We start from the raw sequence: 20,605 nt of genomic DNA on the forward strand, positions 1-20,605 counted from the left end.
ACACGAAGGACAGTCCATGACAATGTTTTCTCTCTGCGTACTCTGAAATGATAGTGTCATGGGGAAGTATATCCAAAAATGGTGTGACATTCTCCTCCTCGTGCTTGTCACATGCGGCATCCTGTTCGGTGCCGGAGCGGCGGCGGCCTTCCCGTGGCTCATCGCGGGCGGCGGCGGCGCGTGCATCCTCGTCTCCCTCCTCGCGAAGCCCGACCATGACATCGCGGAGCGGTCCACGGTTGCCCTGCGGTACGGTGTGCTGGCGCTCGCTATTCTCGTCGGCTTCTCGCTGTACGGCTCGGCGATACGAATCGCCGGGTTGCATGACGCCGTGCTGGCCATCGGCCTTGCCCTGCTCTTCTTCTGGACCGCGGAGGGGAGGAGGCACCGCACGGAAGTGCTGCAGTGGGAGAAGAAATTCCTCAGCGTCCTGGCACATGTTGCCGTGGTCTTCTTCTTCACCCAAACGGTGTTCCTGGTCGCCGCCCGCGCACCGATGGTCCCCGGCGGGTTCCCGGCCACCTCCGTCCTTCTGCTCCTGCTGTGGCCTTCGGTTCTGTGGATGCGTAACCACGCGGCCACGCGCAAGAAGTGGGAATGGGACGCCCTGCTGGGATGCATCTTCGGCCTCCTGCTCTTCACGGGGACGTTGCTGGCATTCGCCGCCCTCACCCTCCAGTTCCTCCTCCTCTTCACCCTCTTCAAACAACCGAAACGGAACACCCGCGCCCTCTTGCGCCGGTGGGGGGTCATCGCCGGGATCGCCGTGGCGGTTGCACCGGCGTTCTTCCTCTACCTCTGGGCATGGGGGGCGGCGGCTCCCTGGGGAGGGACGGGGATCTTCGCCCATGCGGTCGCTACGCAGTACGAATGGTGGAAGGCGGCGGCGCGCCTGATCGTGGAGCGCCCTCTCTTGGGATGGGGACCGGGCACGTTCGGGTACGTCTACCCCCGCATCCAAGAGCACATTGTGCCTCCCTCCGCCCATCCCCACTCGCTCGTGCTCCGCATCGGCGTGGAGTACGGGCTCCTGCCGCTCCTCTGCCTCATGTTGCTGGGCGCCGTCATCGCCGCCATTGCGTGGCGTTCGACGGTGAAGGGAAGGAAGGAAGCGGTGGCCACGGCCGCGCTGGCGCTGGCGGGGGCGTTCCCCCTCCTTCTTCTTGATGAGGATCCCTCGGGCGTCGCGGCGCTCCTCCTCGCCGTCCTCTTCCTGGGCATCCTCGCCCGTCCCCCTTTCCGCGCGCTCCCCGCGATGCGGATGCATCCGCTCACGGGAGGATTCTTCCTCTTCCTGCTCGCCTCCCTCCTCCTCCTCGTCTCCGTCCGGGAGACGCGCTTCCTCCTGCTGCGGTCATTTGCAGCGGGCGCCATGGCGAAGGGCAATGAGCGCCAAGCGCTCTACTGGTACCAGCGCGCCGCCTCGTCGTGGGAACCCATGGAGACCCGCCTCTCCCTGGCCACGATCGCGTTCCATGCACAAGACCTGACCACGGCGGAAGCTCACCTGCGCTCCTTCGTGGAAGCGAACCCCTTCGACGCGAACGGGTGGAGGCTCCTGGGTGACCTGCTCCTCCCTCTCGATCCACCCGCCGCCCTGGCAGCGTACGAGCGCGCGCTGGAGCTCCACGGAGGCAATAATCTCCTCGCCGACCGAGGTTTCCTCCGTGCGCTCGCCACCGTCCTCCGCAGTCCCCAGGGGGAACTGCGCGCGTATTGGGCCACGCAAGCCCCGCGCATCACCACGGCCGTCAGTGAACACCTGCGCCAATGGGAAGATATCCGCGCCCCGGAGTTCACCGCGGCGCAACTGGAACGCAGTAAGAGGAATTCCGCGGCGCTGCGGGAGGACCTTCGCGCCCTCGTCGCATCGTTCAAGGGCGCGCCTCCGCAGGAAGGCGATACCGACCATGCCGCCGCTCCCGTTCCTGTGCGCTTGTGGGAGGGCAGGCAGTAGAGAAAAAAGTGTGCAATGTATTACCGCCCCTCTCCCCCCCTGCCATACTCCCCGGGATCCGCGCTGGCCGCCGGTCCGCTCCCCTTCCCCCCCGCGATGTTCGCCGCTCTCCAAGGTTGGTTGTACCGTTCCATTCTCCGCCCCCTCCTGTTCCGCGTCGATCCGGACGCCATCCACATATCCATGGTCCGGTTCGGAAGCCTGTTGGGGCACGTGGCCCCGGCACGATGGGCGATCCGCCGCCTCTTCTCCTATGGGCACCCCATGCTGCGCCACACCGTGCGCGGCATCGCTTTCCCCAACCCCGTCGGCCTCGCCGCCGGCTTTGACAAGAACGCGCAGCTCGCAGGCATCCTCCCCGCCGTGGGCTTCGGTTACGCGGAACTGGGATCGGTGACGCTGCGCCCGTGCGAAGGGAACCCCCCGCCCCGGCTCCGCCGCCTGCCCCTCTCCAAGGGCATCCTGGTGCACTACGGCTTGCGCAACAAAGGCGTGGCGCGCCTGATCGGGAACGTACGGGGGATGCGGGACCGTGGCATGCGCCTCGGCATCTCGGTCGCACGCACGAACGACGGCGGGTGCCGCGACGAGGCGGAGAGCATCGTGGATTACCGCGAGTGCCTGCGCGCACTGCTCGCGGCAGGCGTCGGTGACTACTACACCATCAATATTTCCTGTCCCAACGTGTGCGACAAGGCCATGTTCCTGCGTCCCGATTCCCTCGACCGACTGCTGGGCGCGCTGGCTTCCCTCCACCCGCGCGCGCCGCTCTTCGTCAAAATGCCGGTGGACCTCCCGTGGGAGGAATTCCACGCCCTCCTGCGCGTAGTTGTCGCGCACCGCTGTGCGGGCGTCGTCATCGCCAACCTCACGAAGGACAGGGAGAACCCGCTGATCCGGGAAGCCCTTCCCGCTTCCGCAGAGGGAGGGATAAGCGGCAAGCCCCTCGCCTCGCTCTCCGACGTGCTCATCGCGCAGACGTACGAAACGTACGGCGACCGCCTGGCCATCATCGGCGTGGGAGGGATTTTTTCCGCGGAGGACGCGTACCGCAAGATCCGCTTGGGCGCGTCGCTGGTGCAGCTCATCACCGGTATGATCTACGAGGGGCCGCAGCTCATCGGGCAGATCAACGCGGGGCTCGTGCGGCTGCTGCGGCGCGACGGGTTCTCTTCGGTGGCGGAAGCGGTGGGGACGATGCACGGGAAAGCTCGCGCGCCCTTGCCGCCTTTCTCCGGGAATCACATCACCGTCTCCGCAACACTTCCTTCACACCGTCAGGCGGCGCTGACGAAATGAGGAAAGGAGTGCGGGGGAGAGGAGGTGGCGCCGAGGAGCACCGATCTCTCCTCCGAAAAAAGGCCGCCCCGCGGGGCGGCCTCTGTTGCCGTGGATTTCCTCGGTACTCACAGTGAGAGGGCATTGTTCTTATCGAGAACCCATGTCTTCTCTTGCTGCTCATCCACGAAGAAGATGAGATCCGAGGCGCGATACACACGGCCTTCCATTGCTTCCAACGCACATACTCCGAAACCGCCGTCGCTCATTGACCGCCAAATGCCCCGCGACACGGAACAGAACAAATGGGCGGGAACACACGGATCATTCGCGCGCAGGAGCCGCACATGGGTGATGACCGTGCGCTCTCCCATCTCTACGATGAATCTTTGCCCAACGGTAAGGCCGTCCCCCCTGTAATGGGTGATACGCGGTGCAAGCACGAGGAGCTTCTTCTTCCATTCCATGGGCATATCGCTGGGAACATCACCGGCATCCCATTTCACAGCACCATCAAAACTGAATGAAACCTCGTACACGCTCGGACGTATACGTCCCGGAATGCCAAGTTTCTTCAAAGACCGTACGGAACTTTTGTACATTCCCGTATAGAACTTGAACAAAGGTATTGCGTCCATCGGACTCTCCTTTCCTCCACGGCATGTTCCTTCGCGCCATCGCATGATGATGCTGAATGAAGGAACGTGGGTGGAGGCAAGACGGTGCTGTGAACGAGCGGTTTGACAGTGTAGAGAGAGTATGGATCGGTGTAAATGTGAATGGCTCATTGAGAAGACACCAAGCCATTCCCATGATGATTTTCCTGATGCAAGCGAAAATGAGTGTCACTCGCCTTGCGGCGGCAAATGCACAGCGTAACCTGAGGTCGCCGTATTTCCTTCCCTTCCTCCGGGAATCCCATCACCGTCTCCACAACCCTTCCTGCGCACCGTCAGGCGGCGCTGACGAAATGAGGAAAAGAGCGTGGGGAAAAGGAGGTGGTGCCGCCGAGGAGCACGTTCGGAAAAAAGGCCGCCCCGCGGGGCGGCCTCTGTTGCCGTGGCAATACTCATGGGGTGAGAACCCATTTGTCCCCATGCACTTTCTCAACAACGAACACGAGGGAGGATTTCTCGAGGGATACGCAGCCTTCCAGAACATCCGGAAGTCCGTTGCCTCTCTCCATTCCACTCTCGAGCCACCATGTTCCTCGATTCGTACTGACGAACTGACTCGGTGGGAGCGCGGAACTGATGAGCCCCTTGTCGCGGATCAGATGGACATTCACCACGCGTACGCCTTCCCCAAGGCCTATGAAGATACCCTGTGGAGACGCCTTCAGATCACGACGGGGAGAATAGGTGACTCCCGTACCGCGCTTGGGGTCGTCGGACACGCGGAAGGTGATGGGCATGTCGGGGGGGATGTCCGCCGCATCAAGGGTGATCGGCTCGCAGAAATTGCAGAAATTGCAGAAGATCGAATCCACGCCGCCCTGGCGGCACTGCCTGCACTTCATTTCCCCCACCATGGAATCGATTCTCCCGTACAACTCGGACAATAGACAGAATAACGGAACGACTTGCATCATGTTCCTCCTTTCCTCCACGGCATGTTCCTTCGCGCCATCGCACGATGACGCTGAATGAAGGAACGTGGGTGGAGGCAAGACGGTGCTGTGAACGAGCGGTTTGACAGTGTAGAGAGAGTATTGACCGATGTACAGGTGCATGGTGTATTGACAATACATACCAACATGACGTTACGAGAGATTTTGGCAAGAAAAGATGGCACAACGACTATGCTTTGTATTCAATTTTTTTTGCATCTGTAAGCCATTCCCATGATGATTTCCCTACTGCAAGCGAAAAAGTAGGTGTCCCCCGCCTTGCGGAGCCAAATTCACGGCGTAAACTGAGGTCGCCGTATTTCCTTCCCTTCCTCCTTTATGTCCAAGCAGGATCTCATCGCCGCCATCGCCGATGCGGCGGGCATCACCAAGCGCGCTGCCGCGGATGCTCTCCAGGCGATCATCAACATCGTCATCAAGAACCTCAAGAAGGGTCAGCCGGTTACCGTGACGGGCTTCGGAACGTTCAAGCTCAGCCATCGCGCCGCGCGCATGGGCGTCAACCCCCGCAACCCCAGCCAGAAGATCTCCATCCCGGCCATGAAGGTCCCCTCCTTCAAGGCTGGCAAGACGCTCAAGGACGCCGTGAGATAATCCCAGCCCCCATTTCGCAAGAGAGCCTTCTGTGTAAGAAGGTTCTTTTGTGAGGAAACCAAAGAAACCAAGGAATCCAAGGGAACCAACGATGAATGATATCCTTGGTTTCTTCGGATTCTTTGGATTCCTCGGATTCCTTCCCCCAACTCCGATTTCCTCCGCTAGCCAAACACGCTATCATCCTCCCACTACCCATGGATGCCTCGATGATCAAGGACACCCTCGGCTCCCTCCTCAAGCTCCTTCCTTTCACGTTCACGGATGTGCAAGTGCTGGAGGAGAAGGACGGCGTAACCCGCGTGGAACTGGTGAGCACGGAGGCCAGCCGCATCATCGGGTGGCACGGCGAAACGCTCAACGCCATCCAGCACCTGGCCAAGTCCATCATCCGCGCCAAGGAGAACATGGAGCGCAGCCCCTTCATCGTGGTGGACATCGACGGCTACCGCAAGTCGCAGGAGGAGAAGGTATGCAAGATCGCGGAGCAGAAGGCCGATTTCGTACGCCGCACGGGGAACCGCATCGCCCTGGCCCCCATGAGCCCCTACTTCCGGCGCATCGTGCACCTGTATGTGGCCAACTCTCCCCAGTTGCAAGACCTGACGACGGAGAGTGTGGGCGAGGGCGAGTACCGGCAGATCGTGATGAAGCTGAAGGAGGAGAAAGGCAGCGAGGAACTTTCGCCCGTGATGGCGGAGGATACCGGACTCGAGAATCTTGATATTTGAGCGTTTCTCAGTTGTTCCCGAATCGGAGAAATGGAGAATGGAGAATTGAAAATGCAAAATGAGAAATGATCACTGAACATTCTCGAGCCGAGGAAATACCTCTTATCCATTTTGCATTTTGCATTTTCAATTTCTTATTTTCCATTGTGCATTCGCACGAGCGGCTTCAGCCGCGAGTACGTCTCCACTCCTCCAACAGTTTTCTCTCCTCCCGGGATAACCGCGTGGGGATCTTCACTTTGACCGTGACGTAATGGTCACCCGTGCGGCCGGCATTGACCACGGGCATCCCCTTCCCCTTGATGCGCAGGATGGAATCCGGCTGCGTGCCCTCGGGGATTTTGAGGGCGACGGCGCCGTGGACGGTTTCCACGGTGACGGTGGCGCCGAGCATGGCGTCGAGCGCGGGGATTTCGATCTGCGAGCGGATGTCGTCGCCGTCGCGCCGGAAGCGCCCGTCGCTCCGCACGTGCACGTGAACGTACAGGTCGCCCGCGGATGCCCCGCGCCTCCCCGCCTCGCCCTCACCCCGCAACCGCAGCGACTGGCCGTCATTGATGCCGGCGGGGACGTCCACGGTGACGGTGTCGGTCTGCTGCATACGCCCTTCGCCCTCGCACTTCTTGCACGCCGTCTCGGGCACCTTCCCCCCTCCGCGGCAGCGCGGGCACAAGACCGTCTGGCGCACCGTGCCGAAGAAGGACTGCACCGTGCGCGTCACCTGCCCGGAACCGCCGCACTCGCCGCACGTGACGATCTTCGAACCCGGTTCCGCCCCGTTGCCCTCGCAGCGGTCGCACGTGCGCAGGCGCTTGATCTTCAGCTCGCGCCGCGCGCCGGAGACGGCTTCGGCGAAATCGATGAGGACCTCCGTTTCCATGTCGCGCCCCTCCTGGCGCCCCGCGGCGCGCGCGCGGTTTCCTCCGAAGAAATTCTCGAAGATATCCGCAAAACCCTCCGTCCCACCCCCCTCGAAGCCCGAGAAATCGAATCCCCCGAACCCGCCCTGCCCGAACCCGCCGCCGCCCGCCGCACCGTTCACTCCGGCCTCGCCGAACTGGTCGAACATCTGCTTCTTTCGCGGATCGCTGAGCACTTCGTACGCCTCGTTCACCTCCTTGAACTTCTGCTCCGCCTCCTTCTTCGCCTGCACCGAGCCCGTCGCATGGTGCTTGTCGGGGTGCAGCTCCTTGCTCATGCGGCGGTACGCCTTCTTGATGTCTTCCGCGGAGGCGCCCTTCTGCAAGCCTAAAATAGCGTAATAATCCTTGGCCATGACCGTTGATATTGTACCGGAATTTGCGTTGTTTGTCGCTTTGCCCCGTGGGAAGAATCAGAGGAAGCAGAGGATGCAGAGGATGCAGAGGAATGGTGGATGTGCAGGTTTTGACTGCTTTCTCTTCTGCATCTTCTGTTTCTTCTGATTCCTCTGCATCCTCCTATTGGCCTCCCGAAGCCATAATCCTACACTCAGGACCCCTGGGAACAACGGGCGTTTTATGGTACAATACTTTGATGCTCCTGAACCTCCTTCCGACAAGAGCGCGCAAGCTGTTCCTGCTCTTCCTCCTCACGGCGGAAGTGGGTGTTGTGACGGGATTGCTGCGTAATAACGGAGAACTTGCCGGAACGCTCTTCCTCCCCAAGCGGCCCGTGGTCACCCAGTGGTCCATCATCGAACCCCAGGAGGTGGACGAGGGCGCCACCATCCCCGCCGACGTGAATGTGACGTTCCACCTCCCCCTCGACATCGACCCGATCCGGCGGGAAGTGCTCCTCGGGAACCGCGGAACGGTGGTGCGGTACTGGGGGTACTGTTTCCCCACCGAGGACGACCCCCAGAACCCCGTGCAGACCGTCGGTTTCCCGGGAAGGCTCTTCCTCTCGGAAGCGGAACGGACGGTGCGGGAACAGGCGAAGCGCTTGCCCGTGTACTCCATCTACAGCCCCCCCACGAAGGAGGAATGGGAACGCAATGAGATTTTGCAGAAGCAACACGGCCTCATACGGCACCAGGTGGAAATATTCACCGCGGGGCAGAACTGCTACATCATGTCCTCGGCACCTCTGCCTATCGGCACGGACCGCGACCAGGACGCGCTGAACAGCAAATTGGAAATACAGTACGGCACGGACGTGGATACGCAGGATACGGACGGAGACGGCCTCGTGGACGGCGCCGAAGTGCTGGGGATGCACACCGATCCGCTCAACCCCGATTCCGACGGGGACGGCATCAGCGACGGTACGGAAGTGCACGGACACGGCGCAGTGCTGCTGGGGGATACGAATCCCCTCCTCGCGGACTCGGACCACGACGGGCTGTGCGACGGGTACTGCTTCGTGGACCGCAACCGCCAGTACTGCACGCCGGAATCACAGCAGCGCTGCACCGGTACCGACAAGCGCCAGGCCGGGGAAGACCAGAACCTCAACGGGGTGGTGGACGACGGGGAAACGGACCCGCTCAAGACTGATACGGATGATGACGGCATCCTGGACATACAGGAGTACTACAATTGTCTCCTGGAAGGGAGCAATGATTGCTAAATATTGTTTTATCCGTTATAATAACACGATGCGCTTCCTCCTCGCCGTCCTCGCCGCCCTCCTCCTCGCACCGGGATCCCTCACGCCGGAGAAGGCGCTGGCATACGCCACGCCGGAAGATGTGCTCCTGGAACAGCTGCAGTACTACGAGTCGCAGAATTACCTGCCGCCCAACAGCCGCAGGGTGCAGGAGTTGAATGAGCTGCAGGAAGCGGCGCGCGCCGCGCAGCACCCCGGTACCTTCATGGATATGGGCAATGAGGACGCTCCCCAGCCCTCCTCCTCCTCCTCCTCCTCTTCCGCCGCCACGCATGAAGCTGCGGGGGACGCCACGGATGCGGAAGGGACGGAGGCGGAAGTCCCGTTGGACGACGCTACGGTCCGTCTCTTGCAACGCCTGGAGCGCGAGTCGCTCCATGCCAATGCCACCGCACAGCAACAGAGCAACCCCTTGGCCCCCACGGGCTTGGGGACCCTCGCCGCCATCGGCATCGCCATGGCAGGGATCGGCATGACGCTCTGGAAGGCGAAGAAGAGTTAGGGAGGGGACGATCCACGATAGGGCAGAACGTCTTTTTTGTTTTCCTGAAGCCGTGGAATGGGTCTCTGCCCTTTCTTTTTCCCCCAGACGACTGGGCGGGGTGTTGTCCTCTGCTACTCTGCATCCGTGACGGACCTCTCCCTCACAGGCAAGCGATGGGTCATCGGCGAGGATTACCGCGGACGGGAGCAAACGCTCCCGGCGAGCCTCGCGCTGTTGCGCGGCATGCCGGATGGCTGCGCCCCGCTCCCCTGCACCCATCCCGACGAAGTCTCCCCCCATCTCCCGCAAGCCGTGGAACGCATCCGGCGCGCGGTGGAGAAGCGGGAAACCGTCGGCATCTTCGGCGACTACGACTGCGACGGCATCACCGCCGCCGTGCAGCTCTTCCGCGCCTTCCGTCGCCGGGATGTGACGCCCCACGTATACCTCCCCCACCGCGAGCGGGAAGGCTACGGCCTCAAGGAGGAATCCATCCGCTTCTTCGCGGGGCACGGTGTGACCCTCCTCCTCACGGTGGATACCGGCATTTCTTCCGTGCACGAACTCGCCCTGGCCCGCGAACTGAGCATCGACGTCATTGTGGTGGACCACCACCATTTGCCCCCGGAACTGCCCCCGGCCTTCGCCCTGATCCACCCCGGCCTCGCCCCCCTCCCGGGCGTGATGCCCGCGGCCGCGGGAGTGGCGTTGAGCGTCGTTGCGGCGCTGGAGAAGGATGGGGGCAAGGATGAGTGGGAGGGGAAGGACGAAGACATGGCGCTCGCCGCCATCGGCACCGTGGCGGACCTGGTGGAACTGCGCGGCGGCAACCGGACGCTCGTGACCCAAGGGATCGCCGCGCTGGGGAGGATGGAGACGGGGCCGCTGCGCGACCTCCTGACCCAGGCCGGCATCGCGGGGGCGCCCACCAGCCGCGACATCGCCTACCGCATCGCCCCCCGCCTCAACGCCGCCGGGCGCATGGCGGACCCCCGCATCGCCCTGCGCGCCCTGCTGGGTGACCGCGAGTCCCTGGCGCTCCTCGAAAGCCTCAACCGGGACCGCCAGATGCAGACGCAGGAGATCCTGCGGGAACTGCAGCGGACGTCCCCCGCGGAGAGCGCCTTCCTCATCGCGGCGAGCCCGGATTACCCCGCGGGCATCCTGGGCCTCATCGCGGGGAAACTGACGGAAACGCACGGCCGCCCCAGCATGGTTGCGCAAATCCGCGAGGACATGTGCGTGGCCTCGCTGCGCAGCATCCCCGGCTTCCACGTGACGGAAGCCCTCCAATCCGTGAGCGACCTCCTCACCAGCTTCGGCGGGCACGCGCAGGCGGCGGGCTGCACCTTCCCTCTCGCCGCGCTCCCCGAACTCACGGCACGGCTGCAGGAACGCGCGTCATCCGCGCTCACGCCCGCCCAACTCCTCCCCCAACTGCGCATCGACGGCATCGTGGATGCCCGCAACGTCTCGCTGGAGCTCTGCCACGCCCTCGGCAGCCTGGAGCCCTTCGGACAGGGCAACCCGGAGCCGCGCTTCCTCCTCCCCGCCGTCGGCTTCTCCACCCTCAAGCGCGTTGGCAAGGACTTCATGCACCTCCAAGGCACCCTGGGCCTTCCGCAGGGCGGGAACCTGAAGGCCGTGGGTTTCGGCCTCAGCCCCCTCTTTGAAAAAATCCCCGCCACGTGCGACGTGGCGTGCAGGATCGGCGTGGATAGTTGGAATGGGAGCAGGAGACCGCAGATTTTTATTGAGGACGTGCGGGAGGCGGTTCTTGCGGCACAACTCGTATTTCGTAGTGGGTAGTACGTATCTTCGTTCTTCAGACGTAATACGTAATACGCAATACGCACTACATGATATTTATACCGGCATCAACTTCCCCTCCATGCTGAACACTTCCGTCAACGGCGCCTCCAGTGCCGCGGAAATCTTGTAGGCGAGCAACACGGAAGGGTTGGTGCGTCCGCGCTCGATGCTCATGATGGTCTGGCGACTCACTCCCGTGCGCAGCGCCAGCTCTTCCTGTGTCATATTCCGCTCGAAGCGCAGACGGCGGATGTTGTTCTTGAGGCTGACGGTGGACATGGGGATGGGAGAAGAGAACGGTACACGGATGTGTGCCCTTAGGACTCGCATTGTACTTGTGGACGGAACTTGAGCAAGGGTCTTTTTCGCCATAAGTTTCAATCATTTTCCACACCGTCTTTTTGCGTAACGGGAGGACGGGCGTCTACCATGTTTTGTCACGATGAGTCACTCTCCCTTCCACGGCATTTTCAGCGCGCTCGGATCGGGATCCTCCAAAGGGGGATTCCCGTGGGATGAAGACGACGAAACCGTCGAACCGGCGGAGTCCCCGCGCCTCCAGGCAGAACAGTCCGGTCCCAACGACGGTGTGGGACGGGTGGCCGTGGATATCTTCGAATATGAAGGCTACTACGTCATCAAGGCGCCCATCGCGGGCGTGCGGATGGCCGACTTGGACATTGAGGTGAACGAGAACACCGTCACCATCCGGGGGACGCGCCGCCAAGCCGATGCCATCGCCTCCGACCAGTACTACCTGGAGGAATGCTTCTGGGGCCCCTTCAGCAGGAGCGTGACTCTCCCCTGCCCCATCGACCCCAAGAAAGTCCGCGCCACCTTCAATAAGGAATGCATCCTCAAGGTGCTCGTCCCCAAGGAAGAGAAGGCGAAGAGTGTGCGCATCCTGGAAGCATAACAGCTTTCAGCTTGTCAGCTGTCAGCCTTCAGCGACCGGCCGTCAGTGCTTTCCGATATTCAACTACCTGAAAGCTGAAAACGGGAAGCTGACAGCTATTTTTCACTTCCTCTTCTTCCTCGTCCCCTTCTTCGGGCCCTTCTTCTGAAGCACATCCAGCCTGGCCTTCACTTCCCCGTGCAATTCCCGGAGGGAATCCAGCACATCCGGCCCCCCCATGTACCGCCAATCCGCCTGGCCCAGGAGCTTGTGGAACGTCCGGACATCGCTGATGAGCTCCGCGCGAAGCGTGGGGCTGCGCAAACCGTTATCGAGCGAGATGATGAACTTGGTCTGCAGAATATAGAGCGTATGCACTCTATCGAGAGCGACGTCCGAGGGGGTCATGGGAATGTGGGTATGGGTGTGAAATTTCAAGACATTGTAGCGTTTTATGGGATGCCCGTCAATTTCGCGGGAGAAAATATCCTTTTAACGCAAGGATTCCATAGCATTGTTTTTGGCTTCCATGAGCCTAAATATGGATACGGTAGACAAGGAGTAAAAGGGAATGCCCCGCAGGAGTACACTGAAGCCCTTTCCGGTACGTCCACACACGAGAATGAGCATTGTTACGCGAACGGGAGACAACGGCGAAACGGGGTTGGTCGGCGGCAGCCGCATCCCCAAATCGGACGTGCGTTTGCATGCGTATGGGACGGTGGATGAGCTGAATGCCGCGCTGGGGATGGCCCTCGCGTCCACCCCCCTTCTCCCAAAGGGGGAGGGGGGGAGGGGGAAAGGGGGGAGGGGGGAAGGGGAACAAATAACAAAACAACTCATTTCTCTTCAACATCTTCTCTTTCGCCTGGGTGCGGATCTGGCTTCACCCATGCACGTGAAGAAGACAAAGCGGATCGAACCGATGCACACGACGGAAGTGGAGGGATGGATCGAGGCGCTGGAGAAGAAACTGCCTCCCCTCACCTCCTTCATCCTGCCGGGAGGATCCAAGGCGGGGGGCGCGCTGCACCTTGCACGAACGATTTGCCGCCGCGCGGAGCGATGGACGGTCGCCCTTGCGGAGTTTGAGGAAGTGAACAAAGAGGCGATCGTGTTCCTCAACCGCCTGGGTGATTACCTGTTCCTCGCGGCGAGGGGGACGAACCACGACGCAACTATCAAGGAAGAGGGAGTTGAATACTGAACGGGAGCCGCACCGAACAGTTTCCGGCCTTGCTGCCCCAAAGCACTTGCATGGGGAAGGAGAGGAGTACAGCATAACAATACTTCTCCCCTCCTTTGAGTATGAAAGAATCAGGCCCCTCTTCAGAGAGAACAGAGCATCATACGATACCATGCTTGGTAGGCGCCGAGAGATTGGTTGCGCGCCTGAGGCGATACATCCTGGAACGTGGAGAACAGATTGCGCGGGACAGGCAACCTGATGATACGGATTTCACTGTGCTCTACAAAGATTACAGGCAAGCATATGAGGAACTCATTCGCTCAGGTGCTTCCCCCTCTCAACAACGGCAGTGATTATTACCCTTACCAGGCGAGGAGTGCGAATCGTGAAGTCAGCAGTAGGGATATAAGAGTGGCATACCGAGGAGGAGCTGCTGTCAGATTGGGTGGCGTCGCTCTTCAGCCTGCAAACCGCAGCGTTACGGTCACCGCGGCCAGAAGTTCAGCGCGAGCAGCAGCACGAAGAACGCCGCGAGCGGCGCCGTGACGGCGACGGCAATCATGCGGGAGTGCCCCTGCCCGGGACGGACGCTCTCGTACAGGCTCAAGCCCGCGTACAGCAAGGCGGATAATGCGAGAGGGAGATCGGCGACCTGCATCCACCACGCGGGAACATTGCCGCCCACGGTATTGCGAAGCAGGACGGCCGCCACGAAGAACGATGCCCCCAAGACGTAGAAGGCGATGGCGGCTGCCTGACGGAGAGCGTGGAGCATACGGTGATTGTACCTCACGTATTGCGTATTGCGTATTGTGTATTGTGTATTACGTATCACCCGCCCCCGTGCAGCATACGTAATACGTCATACGTACTACGGTATACGTCTCAGATCTAGATCGATCCTCGCTTCTCCCTCTTCTGCACCGTCAAACGTTTGCGGCCTTGCGTGCGCCTGCGCGCCAGCACTTTGCGGCCGTTCTTGGTCTTGCTCCGGGTCAGGAACCCGTGCTTGCGAAGACGCCGACGCCATCTGAGTTTATTGAGCATGGCCGGGAAAGGGTACCGAAGAATATGACGATGGTAAAGGGAACTTTTAGCAATGGAGAGAGAGTCTCAAGATGCCAATGTGCCAGGGATTCCAATGATAGAAAGCTTCTTGGGCATCGTTGGCATCTTTGGCATCCTCAGAAACCTCCAATCCCCTGGTTCGAAGGCCGCCTACTCCGTACACTCTCCTCCATGTTCACCGTCTCCCGCCTCCCCTCGCAGCTCCCCGTCCTCACCGCGCCTTCGGACAGCACCGCCTCGGTGACGGTGCTGGTGTTTGCGGGCGCGGGATCGCGGTACGAGACGCAGGAAGAGCGCGGCATCAGCCACTTTTTGGAACACATGTTCTTTAAGGGGGGAAAGAAGTACCGCAACACGCGGGAAGTGAGCGCGGCCATCGACGGCGTGGGCGGGGACTTCAACGCCTTCACGGGCAAGGAATACGCCGGGTACTACGTGAAGGTGGCGGCGGACCAGGTGCGGATGGCCTGCGACGTGATCAGCGACATGCTTCTCCATGCCTCCTTCCCGCCGGAGGAGATCGAGAAGGAGCGCGGCGTGATCATGGAGGAGGAACGCATGTACCAGGACACGCCCATGTACCGCTCGGGATGGGACTTCGAGGAGCTGCTCTTCGGCAACCACCCGCTGGGGTGGGATACCATCGGGACGGAGGAAGTGATCCGCGGCGTGCGGCAGGAAGATTTCCTCCGCCACCGCGAGGCGCTCTACACACCCAAGAACCTGGTGGTGACGTTCGCGGGGAAGATCGACGCCGGCTTCGGCTCGGCGCTCGCAAACGAGTTCTTCGCCCCCTTGGCGGGTGCGCAGAAGCCGCACTTCAAGCCGTTCACGAACTTCGGGGGAAAGCGCGTGTTCCTGCGCACCAAGAGCACCGAGCAGGCGCACCTGGTGATGGGTTTGCCCGGCGTCTCCGCCCTCCATGAGGACCACTTCACCCAAAAGCTCTTAGGAATCATCCTCGGCGGCAACATGAGTTCCCGCATGTTCCTCAACGTGCGCGAAGCGAAGGGGCTCTGCTACTACATCGCCACGGACGTGGACAGCTACCTGGATGCCGGCGCCCTCTCCACCCGCGCGGGCGTGGACCAATCCCGCCTGTACGAGGCGATCGAAGCCATTAAGAACGAGTACCTGTTCGCCGCGGAGAAGGGCGTGACGGAGGAGGAGCTCACACGGGCCAAATCGTACCTCAAGGGCAAGATCACGCTCTCGCTGGAAGACAGCGAGGAACGGGCGCACTTCTACGGCAAGCAGCAGCTGCTCTACCCCAAGACGCGCGACATCGGCGAATACTTCAGCGAGATCGACGCCGTCACCCTCCCCCGCGTGAACACCCTCGCCCTGCGCCTCCTGCGGCCCGAGGAATTCCGCCTCTCCGTAATCGGCAAGGAGAACAACGCGGAGAAATTGGAAAAACTCCTCACCCCATGAATCGCGGCGCAATCTCGTCCGCCTCGGCGGACGGCCGGTGCCGGGTGGAGAAACTGCTGAATGCATTCCTCTCCGTTTCGCCATACATAAAACGGGAGGTGGCGCGCCGTGGGGGGTGAAGGGGAAGGCCCTGCTTCGACATGGCCTGCCGACGAGTCAGCCCCGAAACCTTGCAGGGGCTGACGAGGAGGCACAGGGCCGGGCGGAGGGGATTTCGGCGCGCCGGCGTTTGGCGCCACCTTTTCGCCGGAAAAGGTGGCAATGCATTGTTCAATGACCTATCACTCCACTCAGATACCAGACACGGATTCTAACCAAAACTGCCTCGTGTTCTTTAACATTGACCTATAGAAAGCCTTACGAACGATAGACCTCCACGAGCCCGCCACTTCCCACACTGCGAAACTATAAGGAGTCAACTCTTTTCTGTAACCACTGCGCCTCTTTGTCGTCTGTACATGTGCGCAAGGATTGATACTCGTTCCCTCTCCTTCCCATGAAGATGAAACGCGTCCTCCCCATTGTTGCCACAGCCGGCGTTCTCGGCGGTGTTGCCGTGGGGACGATCATCACCATGAGAAAGAGGAACGGGGGAATGGCGAAGAAGCGCCCCGAGGCCCAAAGCCCCGCGGTCCAACAACGAAGTTGAATCTCCGGGATGATAGGGGAAGGAAATGGGGGGCGCAGGGGTGCGCCCCCAACGGCTTGTCCGCATACCGGGAGAGGCGGTGCCCCCGTATGAAAACACCCGGTCTTCGTAAGGAGCAAACACCCTCCGCGTCAACCCAAGCGTTCGCAAACGGCCTCCCTCGTTTCCCCTTCCCGCCATGACCCCCCGCACCGTCCGCCTGGCAGCCGTGCTCGCGGCAATGTTCTCCCTGAGCCCTCTTGCCGCGGCCGAATCCGACGTGCATTCCACGGTGACGGAGTCCGTGCGCATCGAGCAGAACGGGGAGGTGCATGAGGAGACGCGCACATGGACGAGCGATGACAACAACGCCATGCGGCCTTCGGGCGCGGTGATTGAAGCGAAGATGAACACGGAGCTTTCCACGCGCATCCGGTGCGCCACGAAACAAGGTGAAGACCGTATGGAATGCCTGCGGGAAGTGCGTTCCGTCTCCCTCCCCTCCGATGAGGCACGGGAGGTGGCGGGCTTCACGGAGACGGGCACCTCCACTCCGGCGATGCAAGATTGGATGGCGCGGTGCGAAAGCGTACTGGGCAAAGGCCACGCCTCCTGCGCCACGGACGGGGCATTGGGAAGTTTCCTGCAGCGGCGCATGCGCCTGGGCACGGAGAGGATGGCGAAAATTTTCGACCGCTGGATGAAGCGCATGGAGCGCAGGGAGGGGAAGAGCGTCGGCGCGCGAATGGAACTCCAAACCGCAGCCCCCTGCGCCGACGTATGGGGGAGAGGAAGGATCCGCTGCGTGAGGGAAGAATACCGCGCAGCGGCGGCATCGGCGGAAGCGGCGGCGGGTGTGCCGTACCCTTAAGATGACTCAGACGGGGAACGGGGTTCGCGGGGCGAAGGGGACGGAACGGAGCGGAAGGGAGGGGCGAAGGGAGGAGTGATAGCGGGTGGGGAGGGGGCGGGACGGAGAGCATTCTCTGGACCGCCCCCTTTAGTTCAGAAAGCTTGAACCGGACAAATGCAAAATGAAGAAATATGCAATGCGAAATGACGGAGGCATTTCCTCGAATTGAGCATATTCGACAACCATTTCTCATTTTGCATTTCCAATTTCGCATTTTCTTTCTATTCTCTCTCCGCTTCCACACGTTTACCTCATCTCCTATGCAACAGACGCTGATCCTCCTCAAGCCGGATACGATGACGAAGAAACTCGTCGGAACGGTGATAGCGCGGTTCGAAGAAGCCGGTTTCGCCATCCGCGGCTGCAAGATGATCCGCCTGGGAAAGGAGCTCCTCCGCGAGCACTATGCGCACATCGCCGACAAGCCCTTCTACCCCGAAGTGGAGAAGTTCATGGGCTCCACGCCCGTCATCGCTCTGGTATTGGAAGGAGAAGATATCGTCCAAAAAGTGCGGGACATGCTGGGCGTGACGGACAGCCGCAAAGCCGCGCCGGGGACGCTGCGCGCCGCACACGGCGTGGACCAGATGGTGAACGTTGCCCATGCGAGCGACAGCCCCGAGACGGCGGAGAAGGAGGTGAGGCGGTTTTTCAAAACGGAGGAATTATTCACCTATTGAATCACCGGGGGACCCTCACGGGAGCAACACCTTGAGCGCCGCCTCCAGCTGCGCATCCTTCTTGCCGATGATGTCCCCGGGTTGGCGTTCCACTTTGACGTCGGGAACCACGCCCTCCTTGGCCAGGTTCTTGCCCTTGGGCGTCAGCCAGCGGGCGACCGTGACCCGGAGGCTGCCGCCGCCGGGAAGCTCGATGATCTCCTGCACCGTCCCCTTGCCGTAACTCGTCATCCCCACGATCGTCGCCCGCCCGTTATCCTGCAGCGCACCGGGGACGATTTCCGCCGCGCTCGCCGATGCCTGGTTGATGAGCACCGCGAGGGGCAAATCCGGAAGGACCGGCTCGCCGTACGCTTTGTGCCGTTCCACTTCCCCTCCCCTGCTCTGCACCTCCACCACCTCCCCCTCCTTGAGGAACATGGAGGCCAGTTCCACCGCGCCCTCCAGGTACCCGCCGCCGTTGTTGCGCAGGTCCAGCACCAACCCTTTGAGCGGCTTGTCCTTGATCTGCCTCAGCGCCTGCCGCACCTCCTTCATGCTGTTCTCGCCGAACTGATTGAGCGCCACGTAGCCGATCTGGCTCCCGGAGGCGGAGAGGACCTTCCACTCCACGCTGGGCACCGTGACGTTGTCGCGCTGGATGGTGAGGACGATGGGCTCCGGCACGGAGGAGCGCAGGAGGGTGAGTGTGACCTTCGTCCCCTTCTCGCCGCGGATGCGGCTCACCGTCTCGTCCAGCGTCAGTCCCTCCAGGCTCTGCCCGTCCACGTGCGTCACGATGTCATCGGGGAGCAAGCCCGCGCGTTCCGCAGGCGATCCGCGAAGGGGCGACACCACCACGATCATGCCCTCTTTGAGCGTGAGCTCGGCTCCCACCCCCTGCAGGGTCCCCTGCAGCGCCTGGTGGAACTCCGAATTCTCCCGGGCCGGCATGAAGGCCGTGTAGGGATCCCCCACCCCGGCCACGAGCCCCCCCACTGCGCCCTCAATGAGCGCTTGGGAGGTGAGGGCGTCGGGGTCGATGTAGTGCCGCTGGAGCAGCCGCCACACCTCCCACATAAGCGAGAGGTCCGCTTCCTTCTCCGGGTCCGTGAGCACCGTCCCGCTGCCCGTCTCCGGATCGGCGTAGTCTTGGTATCCCGTCCCCCCCATCCAACGGTCGTAGGCGACACCCAACCGCATCCCCACCACGAGCGCGAAGAGGGGGAGGACGATGACGAGGAAGGTCTTGAGGGAGCGGGACATGGGAGGAGGATGGAAAGCGGGATGATTTATTGGAAACGTCGCCGGGAACGCTAGGATAGGGGTATGGTAACCGTGCGCAAGAAGCAGCACAATCAGGCGAAGGGGAAAACCGCCATCGGAAGCGTTGCGGCTTTCACGCGCTCCATGCGCGTCGCGGACGTGACCGCGCTTTTGCCGGATGCCGCCAAGCTGATGGCGGAGTATGGCATCCAGTGCGCGGGATGCAGCTTAGCCGGATCGGAGACGCTGGAAGAGGGGTGCCGCCTCCACGGGTTCACGGAGGAGGACATCACCGAGCTCGTTTCCGATTTGAACAGCCTCCTGGACGGCCTTCCCCCGCGGCCTCCCGTCTTGACCATTACACGCAGTGCGGCAAAAGCCTTGGAACGCGTGGCGGGCGAGGAGGGGAAGAAACCCCTGCTTCTGGTGACCGTGGACGGCCGCGGCGGCTTCTGCATGGAGTTCATGGAAGGGGCGGCGGACGGCCTACATACCTTCCGCCACGCGGATAATCCGGAAGTCCTCATCGCCGCCTCCGACCTCACGCTCCGGAGAACCGGCGGCGCGACGATTGATTATAGGGAAGGGAGGTTTAAGTTGGATTTGGCGGAATAGAGAAGATGCAGAGGAGTTAGAGGATGCAGAAGATGCAGAGGAGTGTGTATCGAAGAAGTCCGGAAGTGTCATTGGCTTCCCTGCCTCTGCATCTTCTGTTTCTTCTGCATCCTCTGCTTCTTCTGATACCTCTGCATCCGCTCCCCTCAACAAATCGCTTCCACTACAAAACGTGCTATAATCGCTCCCAACATGCTCCGCCTCCCCGCGGCTTTGGAACGGCGGCTCGAAGAGCTCTTCCCCAAAATGCGGGAACGCGAGCAGTTCGCGGCGCAGGTTTTGAAGGAGGCGCTGGAGGGGATGCCGGCAACGGAACAGGAAATGCCCGCGAGCGTGGGGGGCACCCTCCACCTCTTCTCCGACGGCGGCTCCCGCGGCAATCCCGGGCAGGCGGCCATCGGCTACATCATTGAGGATCCCGCGCGGGGAGAAATCCTCAAGCAGCACGGCGAATGCATCGGCGTAGAGACGAACAACATCGCGGAGTACCGTGCGCTCATTGAGGGGCTCAAGGCGGCGCTGCAATACCATCCCAACCGCCTCATCTGCCACCTGGATTCCGAATTGGTGGTCAAGCAGGTCGGAGGCGAGTACGCCGTCAAGATGGCCACGCTCCAGCCGCTCGTGCAGGAAGTGCGCGAGCTTTCCATGGAATTCCCCGACATCGTGTTCAAGCACATCCCCCGCAGCGACAACTACCGCGCGGACGCGCTGGTGAACAAGGCGCTGAACGACCTGGAGAAAAGCTACAAACGGGCCACGCCCACCAATCCGCAGGAGCCGCAGCAGAGGACGATGTTTGGAAAAAGTATTGAGTATTGAGGAGATGGGTACTGACATGACTGCACGTAGTACGTATTGCG

At 61.5% G+C, this 20,605-nt stretch carries 23 protein-coding genes; 15 read left to right on the top strand and 8 right to left on the bottom strand.

Annotated elements, in window-relative coordinates:
- The first annotated feature begins 58 nt into the window (after positions 1–58).
- Both WC698_04810 and WC698_04815 read left to right on the top strand, forming a co-directional pair.
- Positions 59–1,957: an O-antigen ligase family protein gene (locus WC698_04810; GenBank protein MFA6039553.1), complete on the top strand. Its 1,899-nt coding sequence runs from the start codon at positions 59–61 to the stop codon at positions 1,955–1,957.
- A 96-nt stretch (positions 1,958–2,053) separates the two neighbouring features.
- On the top strand, positions 2,054–3,256 hold the full coding sequence (locus tag WC698_04815; GenBank protein MFA6039554.1) for a quinone-dependent dihydroorotate dehydrogenase: 1,203 nt from the start codon (positions 2,054–2,056) through the stop codon (positions 3,254–3,256).
- Between the two features lie 107 nt (positions 3,257–3,363).
- Here WC698_04815 and WC698_04820 read toward each other — a convergent pair whose 3' ends face one another.
- Positions 3,364–3,741, bottom strand: a complete 378-nt coding sequence (locus WC698_04820) for a hypothetical protein (GenBank protein MFA6039555.1) — start codon at positions 3,739–3,741, stop codon at positions 3,364–3,366.
- Positions 3,742–4,304: 563 nt separating this feature from the next.
- Positions 4,305–4,754: a hypothetical protein gene (locus WC698_04825; protein MFA6039556.1), complete on the bottom strand. Its 450-nt coding sequence runs from the start codon at positions 4,752–4,754 to the stop codon at positions 4,305–4,307.
- 429 nt (positions 4,755–5,183) lie between these two features.
- Between WC698_04825 and WC698_04830 the strand changes: the two genes are divergently transcribed.
- Positions 5,184–5,459: an HU family DNA-binding protein gene (locus WC698_04830; GenBank protein ID MFA6039557.1), complete on the top strand. Its 276-nt coding sequence runs from the start codon at positions 5,184–5,186 to the stop codon at positions 5,457–5,459.
- 197 nt (positions 5,460–5,656) lie between these two features.
- A complete protein-coding gene (locus tag WC698_04835) occupies positions 5,657–6,190 on the top strand; it encodes a R3H domain-containing nucleic acid-binding protein (protein MFA6039558.1) in 534 nt (177 codons plus the stop codon).
- A gap of 166 nt (positions 6,191–6,356) precedes the next feature.
- Here the strand turns inward: WC698_04835 and dnaJ are convergent, their stop codons facing one another.
- The gene (dnaJ, locus tag WC698_04840; protein MFA6039559.1) at positions 6,357–7,466 is read right to left on the bottom strand and encodes a molecular chaperone DnaJ; all 1,110 of its coding nucleotides are present in this window, start codon (positions 7,464–7,466) and stop codon (positions 6,357–6,359) included.
- Between the two features lie 239 nt (positions 7,467–7,705).
- Between dnaJ and WC698_04845 the strand changes: the two genes are divergently transcribed.
- From WC698_04845 to WC698_04855, 3 genes are all read left to right on the top strand, one after another.
- Entirely contained in the window at positions 7,706–8,740 is a 1,035-nt protein-coding gene (locus WC698_04845; GenBank protein ID MFA6039560.1) for a hypothetical protein, read from the top strand.
- Between the two features lie 28 nt (positions 8,741–8,768).
- Complete coding sequence (locus WC698_04850; protein MFA6039561.1) at positions 8,769–9,281, top strand: hypothetical protein; 513 nt, start codon at positions 8,769–8,771, stop codon at positions 9,279–9,281.
- Positions 9,282–9,407: 126 nt separating this feature from the next.
- The gene (locus WC698_04855) at positions 9,408–11,072 is read left to right on the top strand and encodes a DHH family phosphoesterase (GenBank protein ID MFA6039562.1); all 1,665 of its coding nucleotides are present in this window, start codon (positions 9,408–9,410) and stop codon (positions 11,070–11,072) included.
- Positions 11,073–11,129: 57 nt separating this feature from the next.
- Here WC698_04855 and WC698_04860 read toward each other — a convergent pair whose 3' ends face one another.
- Entirely contained in the window at positions 11,130–11,354 is a 225-nt protein-coding gene (locus WC698_04860; protein MFA6039563.1) for a helix-turn-helix transcriptional regulator, read from the bottom strand.
- A 163-nt stretch (positions 11,355–11,517) separates the two neighbouring features.
- Here WC698_04860 and WC698_04865 point away from each other — a divergent pair, with 163 nt between their 5' ends.
- Entirely contained in the window at positions 11,518–11,991 is a 474-nt protein-coding gene (locus tag WC698_04865) for an Hsp20/alpha crystallin family protein (GenBank protein MFA6039564.1), read from the top strand.
- Between the two features lie 102 nt (positions 11,992–12,093).
- Here WC698_04865 and WC698_04870 read toward each other — a convergent pair whose 3' ends face one another.
- The gene (locus tag WC698_04870) at positions 12,094–12,378 is read right to left on the bottom strand and encodes a hypothetical protein (GenBank protein MFA6039565.1); all 285 of its coding nucleotides are present in this window, start codon (positions 12,376–12,378) and stop codon (positions 12,094–12,096) included.
- A gap of 214 nt (positions 12,379–12,592) precedes the next feature.
- Between WC698_04870 and WC698_04875 the strand changes: the two genes are divergently transcribed.
- Complete coding sequence (locus tag WC698_04875) at positions 12,593–13,177, top strand: cob(I)yrinic acid a,c-diamide adenosyltransferase (protein MFA6039566.1); 585 nt, start codon at positions 12,593–12,595, stop codon at positions 13,175–13,177.
- Between the two features lie 466 nt (positions 13,178–13,643).
- On the opposite strand, the gene WC698_04880 is transcribed toward WC698_04875, so the two are convergent.
- The gene (locus tag WC698_04880; GenBank protein ID MFA6039567.1) at positions 13,644–13,934 is read right to left on the bottom strand and encodes a hypothetical protein; all 291 of its coding nucleotides are present in this window, start codon (positions 13,932–13,934) and stop codon (positions 13,644–13,646) included.
- Between the two features lie 116 nt (positions 13,935–14,050).
- Positions 14,051–14,206, bottom strand: a complete 156-nt coding sequence (gene rpmH / locus WC698_04885; protein MFA6039568.1) for a 50S ribosomal protein L34 — start codon at positions 14,204–14,206, stop codon at positions 14,051–14,053.
- 192 nt (positions 14,207–14,398) lie between these two features.
- Here rpmH and WC698_04890 point away from each other — a divergent pair, with 192 nt between their 5' ends.
- The 4 genes from WC698_04890 (at position 14,399) to ndk (ending at position 17,882) form a co-directional block, all read left to right on the top strand.
- The gene (locus WC698_04890) at positions 14,399–15,661 is read left to right on the top strand and encodes a pitrilysin family protein (protein MFA6039569.1); all 1,263 of its coding nucleotides are present in this window, start codon (positions 14,399–14,401) and stop codon (positions 15,659–15,661) included.
- 496 nt (positions 15,662–16,157) lie between these two features.
- On the top strand, positions 16,158–16,310 hold the full coding sequence (locus tag WC698_04895; protein MFA6039570.1) for a hypothetical protein: 153 nt from the start codon (positions 16,158–16,160) through the stop codon (positions 16,308–16,310).
- A 178-nt stretch (positions 16,311–16,488) separates the two neighbouring features.
- Positions 16,489–17,160: a hypothetical protein gene (locus WC698_04900; protein MFA6039571.1), complete on the top strand. Its 672-nt coding sequence runs from the start codon at positions 16,489–16,491 to the stop codon at positions 17,158–17,160.
- 302 nt (positions 17,161–17,462) lie between these two features.
- Positions 17,463–17,882 (top strand): nucleoside-diphosphate kinase, encoded by a 420-nt coding sequence (ndk, locus tag WC698_04905; GenBank protein MFA6039572.1) that lies wholly within the window; start codon positions 17,463–17,465, stop codon positions 17,880–17,882.
- Positions 17,883–17,897: 15 nt separating this feature from the next.
- Here ndk and WC698_04910 read toward each other — a convergent pair whose 3' ends face one another.
- Entirely contained in the window at positions 17,898–19,127 is a 1,230-nt protein-coding gene (locus WC698_04910) for a S41 family peptidase (GenBank protein ID MFA6039573.1), read from the bottom strand.
- 63 nt (positions 19,128–19,190) lie between these two features.
- On the opposite strand from WC698_04910, the gene WC698_04915 reads away from it, so the two are divergent.
- Together WC698_04915 and WC698_04920 are read left to right on the top strand one after the other, a co-directional pair.
- Positions 19,191–19,742: a hypothetical protein gene (locus tag WC698_04915; protein MFA6039574.1), complete on the top strand. Its 552-nt coding sequence runs from the start codon at positions 19,191–19,193 to the stop codon at positions 19,740–19,742.
- 192 nt (positions 19,743–19,934) lie between these two features.
- The gene (locus WC698_04920; protein ID MFA6039575.1) at positions 19,935–20,564 is read left to right on the top strand and encodes a ribonuclease HI family protein; all 630 of its coding nucleotides are present in this window, start codon (positions 19,935–19,937) and stop codon (positions 20,562–20,564) included.
- The last annotated feature ends 41 nt before the right edge of the window (positions 20,565–20,605 follow it).

The organism is Candidatus Peribacteraceae bacterium (genome assembly GCA_041661065.1).
In the GTDB taxonomy this organism is placed as follows: domain Bacteria; phylum Patescibacteriota; class Gracilibacteria; order Peribacterales; family Peribacteraceae; genus CAIKAD01.

Coding starts and splice junctions, on each gene's coding strand:
- WC698_04875 (MFA6039566.1), top strand. CDS start 12,593: ATGAGCATTGTTACGCGAACGGGAGACAACGGCGAAACGGGGTTGGTC.
- WC698_04860 (MFA6039563.1), bottom strand. CDS start 11,354: ATGTCCACCGTCAGCCTCAAGAACAACATCCGCCGTCTGCGCTTCGAG.
- WC698_04890 (MFA6039569.1), top strand. CDS start 14,399: ATGTTCACCGTCTCCCGCCTCCCCTCGCAGCTCCCCGTCCTCACCGCG.
- WC698_04915 (MFA6039574.1), top strand. CDS start 19,191: ATGGTAACCGTGCGCAAGAAGCAGCACAATCAGGCGAAGGGGAAAACC.
- WC698_04880 (MFA6039567.1), bottom strand. CDS start 13,934: ATGCTCCACGCTCTCCGTCAGGCAGCCGCCATCGCCTTCTACGTCTTG.
- ndk (MFA6039572.1), top strand. CDS start 17,463: ATGCAACAGACGCTGATCCTCCTCAAGCCGGATACGATGACGAAGAAA.
- WC698_04900 (MFA6039571.1), top strand. CDS start 16,489: ATGACCCCCCGCACCGTCCGCCTGGCAGCCGTGCTCGCGGCAATGTTC.
- WC698_04920 (MFA6039575.1), top strand. CDS start 19,935: ATGCTCCGCCTCCCCGCGGCTTTGGAACGGCGGCTCGAAGAGCTCTTC.
- WC698_04870 (MFA6039565.1), bottom strand. CDS start 12,378: ATGACCCCCTCGGACGTCGCTCTCGATAGAGTGCATACGCTCTATATT.
- WC698_04865 (MFA6039564.1), top strand. CDS start 11,518: ATGAGTCACTCTCCCTTCCACGGCATTTTCAGCGCGCTCGGATCGGGA.
- WC698_04825 (MFA6039556.1), bottom strand. CDS start 4,754: ATGAAGTGCAGGCAGTGCCGCCAGGGCGGCGTGGATTCGATCTTCTGC.
- WC698_04850 (MFA6039561.1), top strand. CDS start 8,769: ATGCGCTTCCTCCTCGCCGTCCTCGCCGCCCTCCTCCTCGCACCGGGA.
- WC698_04910 (MFA6039573.1), bottom strand. CDS start 19,127: ATGTCCCGCTCCCTCAAGACCTTCCTCGTCATCGTCCTCCCCCTCTTC.
- WC698_04810 (MFA6039553.1), top strand. CDS start 59: ATGGGGAAGTATATCCAAAAATGGTGTGACATTCTCCTCCTCGTGCTT.
- dnaJ (MFA6039559.1), bottom strand. CDS start 7,466: ATGGCCAAGGATTATTACGCTATTTTAGGCTTGCAGAAGGGCGCCTCC.
- WC698_04835 (MFA6039558.1), top strand. CDS start 5,657: ATGGATGCCTCGATGATCAAGGACACCCTCGGCTCCCTCCTCAAGCTC.
- WC698_04830 (MFA6039557.1), top strand. CDS start 5,184: ATGTCCAAGCAGGATCTCATCGCCGCCATCGCCGATGCGGCGGGCATC.
- WC698_04845 (MFA6039560.1), top strand. CDS start 7,706: ATGCTCCTGAACCTCCTTCCGACAAGAGCGCGCAAGCTGTTCCTGCTC.
- WC698_04815 (MFA6039554.1), top strand. CDS start 2,054: ATGTTCGCCGCTCTCCAAGGTTGGTTGTACCGTTCCATTCTCCGCCCC.
- WC698_04895 (MFA6039570.1), top strand. CDS start 16,158: ATGAAGATGAAACGCGTCCTCCCCATTGTTGCCACAGCCGGCGTTCTC.
- rpmH (MFA6039568.1), bottom strand. CDS start 14,206: ATGCTCAATAAACTCAGATGGCGTCGGCGTCTTCGCAAGCACGGGTTC.